Source organism: Kitasatospora sp. NPDC097691 (assembly GCF_040302665.1).
Classification (GTDB): Bacteria; Actinomycetota; Actinomycetes; order Streptomycetales; family Streptomycetaceae; genus Kitasatospora.
In genome coordinates this window covers 268,197-282,695 of record NZ_JBEORY010000003.1, presented here as the reverse complement: position 1 = coordinate 282,695, position 14,499 = coordinate 268,197, and the positions used below count along the sequence as shown (strand labels likewise).

General features: G+C 71.6%; 11 protein-coding genes. 4 read left to right on the top strand and 7 right to left on the bottom strand.

Annotated features, from left to right (window positions below; all coding sequences use genetic code 11):
• From ABTY56_RS04020 to ABTY56_RS04005, 4 genes are all read left to right on the top strand, one after another.
• Positions 1–1,641 (top strand): GltB/FmdC/FwdC-like GXGXG domain-containing protein (locus tag ABTY56_RS04020; RefSeq protein ID WP_350626252.1); only part of this gene is annotated, 1,641 nt, incomplete at its 5' end.
• Entirely contained in the window at positions 1,634–3,112 is a 1,479-nt protein-coding gene (locus tag ABTY56_RS04015) for a glutamate synthase subunit beta (RefSeq protein WP_350626250.1), read from the top strand. The genes ABTY56_RS04020 and ABTY56_RS04015, both read left to right, overlap by 8 nt.
• Before the next feature lie 461 nt (positions 3,113–3,573).
• A complete protein-coding gene (locus tag ABTY56_RS04010) occupies positions 3,574–4,440 on the top strand; it encodes a Sco1979 family transcriptional regulator (protein WP_350626248.1) in 867 nt (288 codons plus the stop codon).
• Positions 4,441–4,489: 49 nt separating this feature from the next.
• Entirely contained in the window at positions 4,490–5,947 is a 1,458-nt protein-coding gene (locus tag ABTY56_RS04005; protein ID WP_350626280.1) for an aldehyde dehydrogenase family protein, read from the top strand.
• Between the two features lie 105 nt (positions 5,948–6,052).
• On the opposite strand, the gene ABTY56_RS04000 is transcribed toward ABTY56_RS04005, so the two are convergent.
• From ABTY56_RS04000 to ABTY56_RS03970, 7 genes are all read right to left on the bottom strand, one after another.
• Complete coding sequence (locus ABTY56_RS04000; protein ID WP_350626246.1) at positions 6,053–6,997, bottom strand: AraC family transcriptional regulator; 945 nt, start codon at positions 6,995–6,997, stop codon at positions 6,053–6,055.
• A gap of 85 nt (positions 6,998–7,082) precedes the next feature.
• Positions 7,083–8,009 (bottom strand): NADP-dependent oxidoreductase, encoded by a 927-nt coding sequence (locus ABTY56_RS03995; protein ID WP_350626244.1) that lies wholly within the window; start codon positions 8,007–8,009, stop codon positions 7,083–7,085.
• A gap of 141 nt (positions 8,010–8,150) precedes the next feature.
• A complete protein-coding gene (locus tag ABTY56_RS03990) occupies positions 8,151–8,705 on the bottom strand; it encodes a Uma2 family endonuclease (protein WP_350626242.1) in 555 nt (184 codons plus the stop codon).
• An 86-nt stretch (positions 8,706–8,791) separates the two neighbouring features.
• On the bottom strand, positions 8,792–10,624 hold the full coding sequence (locus tag ABTY56_RS03985) for a bifunctional metallophosphatase/5'-nucleotidase (RefSeq protein WP_350626240.1): 1,833 nt from the start codon (positions 10,622–10,624) through the stop codon (positions 8,792–8,794).
• A 322-nt stretch (positions 10,625–10,946) separates the two neighbouring features.
• On the bottom strand, positions 10,947–11,543 hold the full coding sequence (locus tag ABTY56_RS03980) for a hypothetical protein (protein ID WP_350626238.1): 597 nt from the start codon (positions 11,541–11,543) through the stop codon (positions 10,947–10,949).
• Positions 11,530–13,185, bottom strand: a complete 1,656-nt coding sequence (locus ABTY56_RS03975; protein ID WP_350626236.1) for a VWA domain-containing protein — start codon at positions 13,183–13,185, stop codon at positions 11,530–11,532. Before ABTY56_RS03975 ends, ABTY56_RS03980 begins: the two co-directional genes overlap by 14 nt.
• A complete protein-coding gene (locus ABTY56_RS03970; protein WP_350626234.1) occupies positions 13,182–14,279 on the bottom strand; it encodes a substrate-binding domain-containing protein in 1,098 nt (365 codons plus the stop codon). The genes ABTY56_RS03975 and ABTY56_RS03970 overlap by 4 nt, the downstream gene beginning before the upstream one ends.
• Between the last annotated feature and the right edge of the window lie 220 nt (positions 14,280–14,499).

The following is a 14,499-nucleotide window of genomic DNA, read 5'->3' as shown; positions in this document are numbered from 1 at the left end:
AAGGTGTACCCGTGGGTCGCCAAGACCCGGCACTCCACCCCGGGTGTCGGTCTGATCTCCCCGCCGCCGCACCACGACATCTACTCGATCGAGGACCTGGCGCAGCTGATCCACGACCTCAAGAACGCCAACCCGGCGGCCCGCATCCACGTGAAGCTGGTCTCCGAGGTCGGCGTCGGGACGGTCGCGGCGGGTGTCTCCAAGGCGCACGCCGACGTGGTCCTGGTCTCCGGCCACGACGGCGGCACCGGCGCCTCGCCGCTGACCTCGCTGAAGCACGCCGGTGGCCCCTGGGAGCTCGGCCTCGCCGAGACCCAGCAGACCCTGCTGCTGAACGGGCTGCGCGACCGCATCGTCGTCCAGACCGACGGGCAGCTGAAGACCGGGCGTGACGTGGTGATCGCCGCGCTGCTCGGCGCCGAGGAGTTCGGCTTCGCCACCGCCCCGCTGGTCGTCTCCGGCTGCATCATGATGCGCGTCTGCCACCTGGACACCTGCCCGGTCGGCGTCGCCACCCAGAACCCGGTGCTGCGCGACCGGTTCTCCGGCAAGCCCGAGTTCGTCGTCAACTTCTTCGAGTTCATCGCCGAGGAGGTCCGGGAGATCCTGGCCTCGCTGGGCTTCCGCTCGATCGAGGAGGCCGTCGGCCACGCCGAGCACATCAACGCCACGGCCGCGATCGACCACTGGAAGGCCGCCGGGCTCGACCTGGCCCCGCTCTTCCACGTGCCCGACCTGCCCGACGGCGCCGCCCGGCACTGCACCACCACCCAGGACCACGCGCTCGACAAGGCCCTGGACAACCAGCTCATCACGCTCGCCGAGGACGCCCTGGTGCGCGGCGACGCCGTCCGCATCCAGCTGCCGATCCGCAACGTCAACCGCACCGTCGGCACCATGCTCGGCCACGAGGTGACCAAGCGGTACCGCGGCGAGGGCCTGCCGGAGGGGACCATCGACGTCACCTTCACCGGCTCCGCCGGGCAGTCCTTCGGCGCCTTCGTGCCGCGCGGCGTCACGCTGCGGCTGGAGGGCGACGCGAACGACTACGTCGGCAAGGGCCTCTCCGGCGGCGTGCTCGTCGTCCGCCCGGCCCGCGAGGCTGCGGCCATCGGCAACGACGCGCAGAACCACGTCATCGCCGGCAACACCATCGGCTACGGTGCCACGAGCGGCCGGATCCACCTGCGCGGCAAGGCCGGCGAGCGCTTCGCCGTCCGCAACTCCGGCGCCACCCTGGTCGTCGAGGGCGTCGGCGACCACGGCCTGGAGTACATGACCGGCGGCCGGGTCGTCATCATCGGCGAGACCGGGCGCAACCTCGCGGCCGGCATGTCCGGCGGCATCGCGTACGTCCTGGACCTGCGCCCCGCGAACGTCAACGACGGCATGGTGGGCATCGAGGCCCCCACCGCCGACGACCGCGACTGGCTGCGCGAGACCGTGCAGCAGCACTACGAGGAGACCGGCTCCACCGTCGCCGCCGAACTCCTGGCCGACTGGGGCAGCGGCGTCTCCCGCTTCTCCAAGATCATGCCGACCGACTACAAGGCAGTGCTCGCCGCCAAGGACGCCGCTGAGCGCGATGGCCTCTCCGAGGCCGAGACCACTCGCAAGATGATGGAGGCGGCTAATGGCTGACCCCAAGGGCTTCCTGACCACGCCCAAGCAGCTGGCCGAGCGCCGTCCCGTGGACGTCCGTCTGCGGGACTGGAACGAGGTCTACGTCGAGCGCAGCCTCCTGCCGATCATCACCAAGCAGGCCGGCCGCTGCATGGACTGCGGCATCCCGTTCTGCCACAACGGCTGCCCGCTCGGGAACCTCATCCCCGAGTGGAACGACCTCGCCTTCCGGGACGACTGGGCCGGCGCCATCGAGCGCCTGCACGCCACCAACAACTTCCCGGAGTTCACCGGGCGGCTCTGCCCGGCGCCCTGCGAGTCGGCCTGCGTGCTCGGCATCAACCAGGACGCGGTGACCATCAAGAACGTCGAGGTCACCATCATCGACAAGGCCTGGGACCGCGGCGGCGTCACCCCGCAGGTGCCGGAGCGGCTGTCCGGCAAGACCGTCGCCGTCGTCGGCTCCGGCCCGGCCGGCCTCGCGGCCGCCCAGCAGCTCACCCGCGCCGGACACACCGTCGTGGTGTACGAGCGGGCCGACCGCATCGGCGGACTGCTGCGCTACGGCATCCCCGAGTTCAAGATGGAGAAGCGCCACATCAACCGCCGCATCGAGCAGATGCGCGCGGAGGGCACCCGCTTCCGCACCGGCGTGCACGTCGGCGAGGACATCACCGGGCAGCAGCTGCGCGAGCGCTTCGACGCCGTCGTCGTCGCCGCCGGCGCCACCACCGCCCGCGACCTGCCGGTGCCCGGACGCGAGCTCAAGGGCATCCACCAGGCCATGGAGTACCTGCCGCTGGCCAACAAGGTGCAGGAGGGCGACTTCGTCGAGTCCCCGATCAGCGCCAAGGGCAAGCACGTCGTGGTCATCGGCGGCGGCGACACCGGCGCGGACTGCGTCGGCACCGCCCACCGGCAGGGGGCGGCCTCCGTCACCCAGCTGGAGATCATGCCGCGGCCGAGCGAGGAGCGGCCCGGACACCAGCCGTGGCCGACCATGCCGATGACCTACAAGGTCACCTCCGCCCACGAGGAGGGCGGCGAGCGGATCTACTCCGTCAACACCACCCGCTTCACCGGCTCCGCCCCCGAAGAGGGAGAGACCGTCGGCAACGTCCAGGAACTGCACCTCGTCGAGGTGGAGTTCAAGGACGGCCGGTTCGAGCCGGTGCCGGGCAGCGAGCGGGCCATCCCGGCGCAGCTGGTCACCCTCGCCATGGGCTTCACCGGCACCGACGTGCGGAACGGGCTGGTCGAGCAGCTGGGAGCCGACCTCGACGCGCGGGGTAATATTGCCCGCGACGGCCGGTTCGCCACCAATGTCGATGGCGTGTACGTCTGCGGAGACGCCGGCCGAGGCCAGTCGCTGATCGTCTGGGCCATCGCGGAAGGCCGTTCGGCCGCCGCCGCGGTGGACGCGTACCTGGGCGGCAAGACCCCGCTTCCCGCCCCGATCCGACCCACGGACCGCCCCCTGGTGGTCTGACGGTCCGACCGGCCCCCGAACCCCCGGCGCCGCATCGCCGGGAGCTCAACCCGCTGCCCCCGCCAGCGTCGCCGGGCCAACGCGGTCTCCTGGCGCCTGCCCTCTTCCCCGACCAGTTGGAGGGCGGGCGCCGTCGCGTTTTCCGGGGGCGCCGAAGTCTCCGGAGAGGCCGTCGGGGAGGGCGTCGGAGAGGCCGTCGGGGAGCGTGCAGGCGCCCTTGGCACGGTGAGTCCGGGGGAGGGCGCAGCCGGGATCGCGTGGGGCGCACAGGGGAAACCTCCACGCGTGGGGGCGCACGACGGGCGCGACACCCCTCCGTACACCGAGGGTTGGCTCACAGCGGAACCACAGGCTTCTCACAGCGACCGGAAAGCCTCCCGGGACGGGCTGTTGTTCGTCGGTGCCAGGTGGCAGACTGCCGCCGACGGCCGGGGGCTGCGCGAGTGCGGAGGTTGACTTCGATGGGCACGACTCAGGCAGGCGGAGGCGCGACGGTACGGCGTCTGCTGCTCGGCACCCAGCTGCGCAAGCTCCGCGAAGCCAGAGGCGTCAGCCGGGAGGAAGCCGGCTACTCGATCCGCGCCTCCGAGTCCAAGATCAGCCGGATGGAACTCGGCCGCGTCGGCTTCAAGGAACGCGACGTCGCCGACCTGCTGACCCTCTACGGCGTCGAGGCCGAACAGGAACGCGCCACCGTCCTCGGCCTGCTCCGCGACGCCAACGCCAACTCCTGGTGGCACGAGTACGGCGACGTGCTGCCCGGCTGGTTCCAGAACTACCTCGGACTGGAGGAGGCCGCCGCCCGGATCCGCAGCTACGAGGTCCAGTTCGTCCACGGGCTGCTGCAGACCGCCGACTACGCCCGGGCCGTCGTCACCGCCGGCTGCCACGACCACGGGGCCGAGGAGATCGAGCGCCGGGTCGACGTCCGGCTCAAACGCCAGGCACTGCTCACCGGCGAGCGCGCGCCGCAGCTCGTCGCCGTGCTGGACGAGGCGGCGCTGCGCCGCCCCTGGGGCGGGTCCGAGCTGATGCGGAGCCAGCTCGACCGGCTGCTGGAGCTCGGCGAGCTGCCCAACGTGCGGCTGCAGGTGCTGCCGTTCGGCAACGCCGGGCTGTCGGCGGAGAGCGGCGCCTTCACGGTGCTCGGCTTCGCCGAACCGGAACTCTCCGACGTCGTCTACCTGGAGCAGTTCACCACCGCGCTCTACCTCGACAAACCCGCCGAGGTCACCGAGTACCGGCACGCGATGGACGACCTGATCGCCGACAGCCTGGACCCGGCGCGAACCAGGGATCTGTTGTACGCGGTACGCCAGGAGCTTTGACACATCAGTACGATGATGTTCCATCAGGTCGGTGCATGAGAGGGAACAGATGTCGTACTTCTCCGAGTTGGCGCTGCAGTACATCGACGGCGAGTGGTGCAGCGGCAACGGCTCCTGGGACATCGTCGACGTCGACCCCTACACCGGGGACAAGCTCGCCACCATCACCGTCGCCACCGTCGCCGAGCTCGACCGGGCCTACCGCGCCGCCGAACGCGCCCAGAAGGGGTGGGCCGCCGCCAACCCCTACCGGCGCCGACTGGTCTTCGAGCGCGCGCTGCGCCTGCTGGAGGAGCGCGAGCCCGAGATCGTCGCGGCGATCATGGCCGAGCTCGGCGGCACCGCGCTCAAGGCGGGCTTCGAACTGTCCCTGGTCAAGGACGTGCTGCGGGAGTGCCTGCACCTGTCCGTGGCCGCCGAGGGCCGGCTGCTGCCCTCGCCCGCCCCGGGCAAGGAGAACCGGCTCTACCGGCTGCCGGTCGGGGTCGTCGGCGTGATCAGCCCGTTCAACTTCCCGCTGTTCCTGGCGCTCAAGGCGGTCGCCCCGGCACTCGCCCTCGGCAACGGCGTGGTGCTCAAGCCCCACCAGGAGACCCCGGTGGTCGGCGGCGGCCTGATCGCGAAGCTCTTCGAGGACGCGGGCCTGCCGCCCGGCCTGCTGAACGTCGTGATCACCGACATCGCGGAGATCGGCGACGGCTTCATCGAGCACCCGGTGCCCAAGGTGATCTCCTTCACCGGCTCCGACAAGGTCGGCCGGCACGTCGGAACCGTCGCCGCCGCGAACTTCAAGCGGTGCGTCCTGGAGCTCGGCGGCAACAGCGCGCTGATCGTGCTGGACGACGCCGACGTCGACTACGCCGTGGACGCGGCGGTGTTCAGCCGCTTCGTCCACCAGGGCCAGGTCTGCATGTCCGCCAACCGCGTGCTGGTGGACCGCGCCGTCGAGGCCGAGTTCACCGAGAAGTTCGTCGCCAAGGTCGCCTCGCTCACCGTCGGCGACCCCAAGGACCCGGCCACCCACATCGGCCCGCTGATCAACCCCGTCCAGGCCGACGCCCTCTCCGCCCAGATCGACCAGGCGGTCGCCGCGGGCGCCACCGCGCTGCTGCGCGGCACCACCACCGGCAGCCTGATGGCGCCGACCGTGCTCACCGGCCTCGCCGAGGACGCGCCGATCCTGCAGCGCGAACTGTTCGGCCCGGTCGTGCTGCTGGTGCCCTTCGACGGCGAGGACGAGGCCGTGCGGATCGCCAACAACACGCCGTTCGGGCTCAGCGGCGCGGTGCACACCGCCGACGTCGAGCGCGGGGTGCGGCTCGCCCACCGGGTCGAGACCGGCATGATCCACGTCAACGGCGGGACCATCGCGGACGAGCCGGGCGTGCCGTTCGGCGGGGAGAAGAACTCCGGCGTCGGGCGGCTCAACGGGGAGGCGACGGTCGACGCGTTCACCACGATGAAGTGGATCTCGGTGCAGCACGGGCGGGCGGTGTTCCCGTTCTGACCGTCCGCCGGTCGGGCGGCTCGGACCGTGCGGCTGAGACCGTACGGCTCTGATCGTGCGGTTCTGATCGTGCGGTCCTGAGCGTCCGGCTCTGATCGCGGGCGCCTACGCGGCACGGGCCTCCCGGCGGTAACCGCCGGGGGCCAGGCCGAACTCGCGCTTGAACGCCTTCGCGAAGGCGTACTCCGAGCCGTAGCCGGTCTGCGCCGCGACCGAGGTCAGCGGTGCCTCGGACTCGCGCAGCAGCCGGGCCGCCGTGGTCATCCGCCAGCGGGTCAGGTACGCCATCGGCGGCTCGCCCACCATCGTGGTGAAGCGGCGGGCGAAGGCGGCCCGGGACAGGCCCGCCCGGTCCGCCAGCGACTCCACCGTCCACGGGGTGGCCGGTGCCTCGTGGATCGCGGTCAGGGCCGGGGCGACGGCGGCGTCCCGCAGCGCGGCCGCCCAGCCGGCGGCCGTCGCGGCGGGCTGGTCCTCGAACCAGGCCCGCAGGATGTACAGCAGCAGCGAGTCGATCAGTGCCGGGACGATGCCCGTCGAACCGATCCGCGGATTCTCCAGCTCGGTGCCCAACAGCTGGACGGCGGCGGCAAGTTCGGGGTGGCGCCCGTGCCGGGTCGGCAGGTGGATCAGGGCCGGCAGCTGGCGGACCATCGGGTGCGGGCGGCCCTGGTCCAGGTGGTAGTTGCCGCACAGCAGGCTGGTGCGGGCGCCCTCGCCGCCCAGGGTGAGGGTGCCGATCGGCGGGGCGGAGTCCTTCACGCAGTCCCGGGCGTCCACCGGCGGGGTGTCCGGGTGGTCGGCCAGGACGTGGCCGCCGCCGTCCCGCAGGAAGACGACGTCGCCGGGGCTGAGCGCTGTCGGCTCCTGCCGGTCGGCGCCGTCCCCGACGCCCAGCGGGATCAGCCAGCAGGTGCCGTACAGCACCACGTGGAAGCCGGCGCCGAGCACCGGGGGCAGGCGCAGGGCCCACGGGGCGCGGCCCTCGGTGCGGGCGGAGGACGGGTAGGCCGTCCGCATCGAGCCCAGTGCCTCGGTCAGGATGTCCAACGCCCGTCCCCCTTGGGTGCTTTCACCGGCGTTCCTCGGTGGTCCTCGGCGGTGCTCAGTGGTCCTCAGTGGTCCCCGGTGCTCCTCAGCCGACCGTCAGGACGACCTTGCCCTGGACGGTACCGGAGCCGACCAGCTCGTGCGCCCGGCCCGCCTCGGCCAGCGGGAAGGCCTGCGCGACGTGCGGACGGATCCGGCCCTCGTCCACCAGGGCGGCGATCGCCTCCAGGGCGGCGTGGTCGGGCTCGACGGAGACACCCGCGAAGCGGCGCCCGGCCGCTTCGACTGCGGCGGCCAGCTCCCGGTCCCGGTGCTCCATGATGCTCACCAGGACGCCGCCGGGCTTCAGCACGTCCAGGGCGCGGGTGTTCTCGGAGGAGGAGTCGAAGACGACGTCGACGTCCTTCACCGCCTGGGTGTAGTCGGTGGTGCGGTAGTCGACGACCTCGTCGGCGCCGATCTCCTTGAGGAAGGCGTGCTTGGGCTCGCTCGCCAGCGCGATCACGTACGCGCCGCGGGCCTTGGCGATCTGCACGGCGAAGTGGCCGACGCCGCCCGCCGCCCGGTGGACCAGCACCCGCTGCCCCTCGCCGACGTCCGCCGCGTCCACCAGGCCCTGCCAGGCGGTCAGCGCGGCCAGCGGCAGCGCGGCGGCCTGCACGTGGTCGATCGAGGCGGGCTTGCGGGCCAGCTGGCGGGACGGCGCGGCCACGTACTCGGCGTAGGCGTTCGCGGCGCGAGGGAAGAACGGCATCCCGTACACCTCGTCGCCCACCCGGTACCGGGCGCCGGGCGCGGCCTCCTCGACCACCCCGGAGACGTCCCAGCCCACCGTGAACGGCGGCGCGCCCAGCAGCGGGAACATGCCCGCCCGCACCGCCACGTCCACCGGGTTCACCCCGGCCGCCTTCACCCGCACCAGCACCTCGCCGCTCAGCAGTTGCGGACGCTCCACCTCGGCGACCTCCAGGACCTCCGGCCCGCCGACCTCACGCTGAACGATCGCACGCATCGCACTCACTCCCTGTCCGCTCGACAACCCCGGCCCCCCGTGGGGCCGTTCGCGATGTCTTCAACGATAGGGAGGGCCGGCGAGCGGATGAATATCCTCCAGTCTTCGCTGGATGTCCGATCGTCTCGCCGGACGAGCGGGTCAGGCCGGGTAGCGGAGCAGGGTGTCGGTGGCGAGCTCGAAGTCGAAGGGGGCCGGGATCGGCACCCGGTCGCCGAACTTGCCGTTCCACTGCCGGTGGTAGCCGGTGGGGGAGGGTTCGGCGTAGAGCGTGATGTCGCCGTTGCGCGGGTCGATCACCAGGTAGAGCGGGATGTCCATCAGCGGGTAGTCGCGGACCTTGCCGACCAGGTCGTTCTCGGGGTTCGACGGGGAGACGATCTCCACCGCGATCGCCGCCTGCTCGGCGGGCACCTCGTTGCCGCCGGAGTCGAGGACCGAGAGCGGGACGTAGGTCAGGTCGGGGTTGCGCAACATGCCGATGGCCGGCGAGACGAGGTCGGTGTTCTCGCTCGGCATCACGTCGGAAGGGCGGTGCGCGTCGAGTTGGCGGCGGACGAGCCAGAGGGTGTGTGCATGGGCGACGGACGGACTCGCCGTGATGACGATCATGCCGCCGGAGACTTCGACCTTCCAGCCCGGTGGCGGGGTCAGGGTGCGTGCGTACGTGAGGACTCGGTGGTCCGGCTCGGTCATGGCGGGCATCATGCCACCGGCCGGATGCGGCGAGGCGCCGCCGGGCGGACGGGCCCGGCGGCGCCTCGGAGGGGAGGGGGTGCTGGTCAGAAGACCGGCTGGCCGGCGCGGACGAGGCGCCAGGAGTCGGTGAAGAAGTCGGCGGGGTCGATGACGCCCTTGGCCTTCACCCAAGCGATCATGGTGTTGCGGATCTCGTCGGAGTTCGACCAGACCAGCTTGGCGTTGGCCACGTGCGGGAAGTTGCCGCCGCCGTTGGCACGGTAGTTGTTGACGGCCAGGACGAACTGGGCGGCGGGGTCGATCGGCTTGCCCTGGAAGGACAGGTTGACGATCCGCCGGCCCTTCGGCTGGGCGATGTCGATGTCGTAGCTCAGGCCGTAGACCGAGTCGTAGTTGTAGTCCGGGGTGGTCTCGGCGCCGGTCAGGGCGTCCTTGTCGACCGGGGCGCCCGGGGCGAGCTGGTTGTAGTACTTCGCCGAGAACTCCAGGTAGTCCTTGAGCTGGACGCCCGTCAGGATGCGGGCCTCCAGGGTGTTCTCGTAGATGTAGAGGCCGGCGGCGTCGCGCAGCTTGACCTGGCCCGACGGGATCACGGCGGTGCGGTTGAACGGGGCGGCCTGGGCCAGCACCGGGAGGTTGGCGTACTGCCCGCCGGCCAGCGCGGTCTTGACGGCGTCGGCCTGGACCTTGCCGATCAGGTCGATGATCGGGGTGGCCTTGAAGCGGGACTCGGCGATCGACAGCTCGATCTTGCTGGTGCCGATGTTCTGGTTGACGTACGCGACGACCTTCTTGTGCTGCTCGGTGAGCGCGTTGGTGATCTCCGGGTTCTCCGGCACGGTGTTGGAGTTCAGCACCCGCGAGGAGACCGAGGTGACCTTCCAGGCGCCGTCGGCGAACTCGACCTCGAAGTCGAAGCAGCTCAGGCGCTGGCCCCAGCACAGCGGCTCGGAGAGCACGACCGTCTTGCCGGTCTTCTTGTTGACGATCAGGCGCTGCGGGACCTCCTTGTGGGTGTGCCCCACCAGGACCGCGTCGATGCCCGGGACGGTCTCCGCCATCTCGCCGGACGCGTCCTCGGGCCAGGGCAGCTGGTCGCCGTAGGTGGTCGCCTCGTCGATGCCGGAGTGCGCCGAGACGACGATGACGTCCGCGCCCGCCGCCTTCATCCGCGGCACGTACTTGGCGGCGGTCTCCACGATGCCCGGGAAGACCATCTGGCCGCTGACGTTGGCCTTGTCCCAGATCGCGATGCCCGGGTTGGTGAGGCCGAGGATGCCGACCTTCAGCGGCTTGCCCTCGCCGAGGTGCAGCTCCTTGATCACGTACGGCGGGAAGGCGGGCTTCTCGTTCTTCGCGTGCAGCGCGTTGGCGCCCAGCAGCGGGAACTCCAGCTGGTCCTCGAAGGCCTTGACGGTCGGGATGCCGTAGTTGAACTCGTGGTTGCCGAGCGCGGCGGCGTCGTACTCCATGAGGTTCATGGCGACGGCCATCGGGTGGTCTGGGACGGTGTCGCCGTCGGTGGCGATCGGCTCGATCCGGGCGTAGTAGTAGGTCAGCTGGGTGCCCTGGATGATGTCACCGGAGTCGATCAGCAGGCAGCGGTTCCAGCCCTTCTCCTCGCGCACCTGGTTGGCCAGGGTGGAGATCTTGGCGAGGCCGACCGCGTTGTGCGCCTTGTCGACGTACTCGGCATCGGTGAAGTAGTCCCAGTTGAGCACCCGGCCGTGCAGGTCGGTGGTGCCCATGACGGTGAAGGCCTGCTTGCGCGGCTTGCGCTGGCCCTTGGCGGCCGCCGTGTCCGGCTCGGCGGCCGCGGCGGAGGGGGCGGCGGCCACGGCGGCACCGCCGACGAGGGCGGCGCCGGCGGCGGTGGCGGCGGACCGGGTGACGAAGTCACGGCGGTTCAGGGGCATGGACGACTCTCCCGAGTGGGGCGACGGCAGATGGACCGTCAACTTGGCTGCGTGAGTGGGTGCGCGCCCGGGTGTCGGCGCGTCAATGCGTCGACGCGCGTAGAAGGACGCGCGTAGAAGTGTGCCGTGCGGGCCGGGCCGCTGGATAGCCCCCGGACCTGTCCAGGAGGTGAGATCTTGGCGACTCGTTCGTGACCGGGATGGGTGGGGGCGACGGTGGTAAGGGGAGAATCCGGGCCCGGCCAGGCGCCTGAGCTGGGACGACCCGGGGCCGATCAGGGGCCGATCGGGGGCCGGTGCCCGGCCGGGGCCGGGCACCGGGTCACGCCAGGTCGCTGGTCAGCAGGACCACCTCGCGGCCCAGTTCGGCCGCCGGGTCCGGGGCGTCCGGGCCCACCCACGGCTGCCAGGTCCGCGCCCGCAGGTAGCCGGCCACCGCGAGCGGCAGCCGGTGCCGGACGATCCGTTCCGCCACCGGGCCCGGGCCGGCCGCCCGCAGCGCCGCCACCAGGTCGTCCACCCCGGCGGAGGGCGGCAGCGGCACGGTGTCCAGGTAGCCGGCCAGCGCCTCCAGTTCGGGGTCGGGGAGGGGCGCCGGCGGCGGGGTCGGCGGCTCGTCCGGCTCCCGCTCCGGCTCCGACTCCGGCTCTGACCCGGACCCCGACCCCGACACCCGGCCGGGGTCCGAGCCCCCACCGGGGATCGGCGGGTCCGGCGGGTCCGGCGGGCCGGGCCTGCGGCCGGGGGCCACCAGGGCGCCGACCCCGTACAGGGCGGCCACCACCCCCGGCCACAGGCCCCCGCCGAGCCCGAACTCGTGCAGCGTCGTCCCGACCGCGGCGCCCCCGAGGCCGGCCCAGTTCTTGGCCGAGTTCAGGTACTGCCCCACCCGCCGGGCCGGTCCGTCACTGGTAGCCACGGATCTCCTCGAACGCCCCGTCCAGCGAGCCCGAGCCGTCGAACAGCTTGCCGCCGCTCACGTCCGCGATCCCCTGCAGCTGGGACACCGCCGCCTCCCCGAACTTGATCGGGAACACCGGGATCGACTTCTCCCAGGCCGGCAGCGCGTCGTGGAAGCGCTTGAAGTCGGCGTCCGACGCACCGACGTTGCTCTCCCCGTCCGTCATCAGCACGATCGAGGTGAACCGGTCGTCGTTCGCCGCCGCCTGCTGACGCTCGATCACCCGGTACGCCTCCTCCAACGAGCCGTACACCGCCGTCCCGCCCGAGGCCGCCAGCGACTGCACGTCGTTGTTGATCGACGCCAGCTCCTGCTGCGGACCGGGCTGGCTGCCCGTGGGCGGCACCACGTGCGTCTTGGACCACTTCACCGAGGAGGCGAAGGACATCAGCGTGACCTCCTCGCGGTTGCGGAAGCGCCGCACCCCGCGGGTGTCGTCCGCCCCGGTCAGCCGGCCCATCGCGGTCTTCAGCGAGGCGATCCGCGAACCCTCCATCGAGCCCGAGGTGTCCAGCACGTACACCGTCCGGGACGGGCGGCGCAGATCGTTCTGGTACGAGGCGAGCAGGCCGTCCGCGACCGCCCTGGTGCCCGGGAACGGCAGCTCCCGGCGGCGGTCCGTCGGCAGCCCGGCGGCCGGGCCCACACCCGCCGTCGCCGGGCGGCGCAGCGTCGTCTCGGAGATGCGCTTCTGCACGTCGTCCTTGAGCAGGTACGAGGTCAGCCGCTGGAAGGCGTCGCGCTGGTCCGGCGCGGCCGAGGACAGCAGCGACAGCGGGTAGTCCGCCGACACCACGCCGTCCACCGGGCGCACCACCGTCAGCTGCTGCTGCGGCGACAGCGTCCGGTTCATCGACAGCAGCACCGACTCGTAGTTCACCAGCGCGCCCACCACGCCCGACTCGGCCCGGGTGTACGCCTGGGCCAGCCAGCCCGAGGAGCCGGAGGTCAGCTTCTGGCCGGTGAAGAACTGCTTCAGCTGCGGCGTCGCCTTCTGCACGTCCGCCTCGGCCAGCGCCCCGTCCGCCCCGGAGAACGCCGAGGCGACCGCCACCAGCGTGGAGAAGCCGGAGTTGGAACGCGACGGGTCCGCCATCCCGTACGTCAGCTTGCCGGCCGCCGCCGCGTCGCCGACCTGCGCCCAGGTGACCTTCGAGCCGTCGCCCCAGCCCAGGTCGCCGAGCACCGAGGAACGCACCCCGATCGCCACCGGCGAGACCATCACCGGCGTCTCGGACAGCACCTTGGACTTCCCGACCGGATCCAGCCGCAGGTACTGGTTCGAGGGGAACCACACCGCGTCGTACTTGCCGTCCGCGCGGCCCGAGGCCACCGCGTCGGCGCCGTCCAGGGTGCCCGTCCAGGAGAACTGCACGGTCACCCCGGTGGCCTTCCGGGCCTCCTCCAGGACCGGCGCCAGGTCCTGCAGCTCACTGCCGGCCAGGACGCGCAGCACCCCCGGCCGGGCGGTCTCGGCGGGCGGGTCGCTGGGCTGCGGGCCGGCCTTGTCACCGCCGGAGGAGGTGCAGGCGGTCACTGCGGCCAGCACGGCCGCCAGGGCGACGGCGAGCCCGCCGCGGCGCTTCGTACGGAGGTTCACTTCGGGCTCCCACCCTTCGCCGCGGCGATCAGCTTCTGGAGGTTGTCCAGCGAGGGCAGGGTGGCCTGCTTGAACCCGGAGTTCCTCAGGTCGTGCGCGAAGGACGGCTTCTTGTCCTTCATCAGGTTCCAGAAGGCCTCCTGGTCGGCCTGCGGGCGCAGGCCGTACCGGGCCTCCAGGCCGCGCAGCACCGCGTCGTTCTCCAACAGGTCGGCCAGCTTGCGGCCGTTGTCCGTCCGGGCCACCAGGGTGTGGTCCGACTGGATCGTGGTGTCCGGGTACATCACCACCATGTCGCCGGTGTCCTTGCCCTGCAGCGGCAGTGCGGCGGCCTGCGACTCGTACGCGAAGACCAGCGTGCCCACGCCCGCGAAGAAGTCGCGGAACGGCTCGTCACTGCTGATCTTCTGCATGCCCTGGACGCCGTTCGAGGTGGCCAGGACGTCCCGGACGTTGTTCACGCCGGCGTCGTCCTGCACCACCTGGTTGCCGTTCGCGACGTACGACAGCAGCGCCACGTACATCGCGCCCGAGGACGAGGTGTCCGGATCCGTGGTCGACACGAACAGCGGGCCGGCCAGCTCCGGGTGCTTGTCGGCGCCCTGGAGCTCCTTCCACTTCCGGCCGGCCTTCAGCGCTTCCACGTACTTGTCCATCCGGAACGTCCAGACGCCCTTGGTGTCCACGTCGGCCAGCTGGTTCTGCTTCAGGACCTGCGCCGCCGAATCGGGCGCCACGACCACCAGCGGGGAGTAGAAGGGCACCAGCGGCGAGTCCGTCAGCTGCCAGTTGCGCTGGATCTCCCGGGCCGGGGCGGCACTGGCCGGGAAGGCGAAGTCCAACCCCTTGGTGCTCTTCGCCTGCTCGCTCATCGTCCACGAGCCGGTCGAATCCGCCTTGACCACCAGGCCCTGCTTCTTCAACTCGTCCTTGACCGCCTGGTCTTCGAAGAAGCCGCGTTTCTCCGAACCGATCAGGCCGGTGACCGTGACCACCTGGGTCCCCCCCTTGTGGTCGTCGGGGATCAGCGCATAGGCGACCCAGCCCAGCAGGGCCAGGGTCGCCACCACCCCCAGAGCGCCGCCGCGTTTCATGTCGAACGCCTCCCCCTCGTACGCGACTTCGGCCGCGTCTTCTACGTCGTCCGGGTGGTTACCCGGAATCCTCGGATCGTCACCCGGGGGTGACGAGCGTCCCGCCGGGCGGGGAGCGGCAACGGAAGTGACGGTGAACCAGGGGTGAACACCCCTTCACGGAATCGCATCGACCGGGCCGCCGCAGGACGGCCGGAGAGGGGCCGGGGCAGGCCGCTCG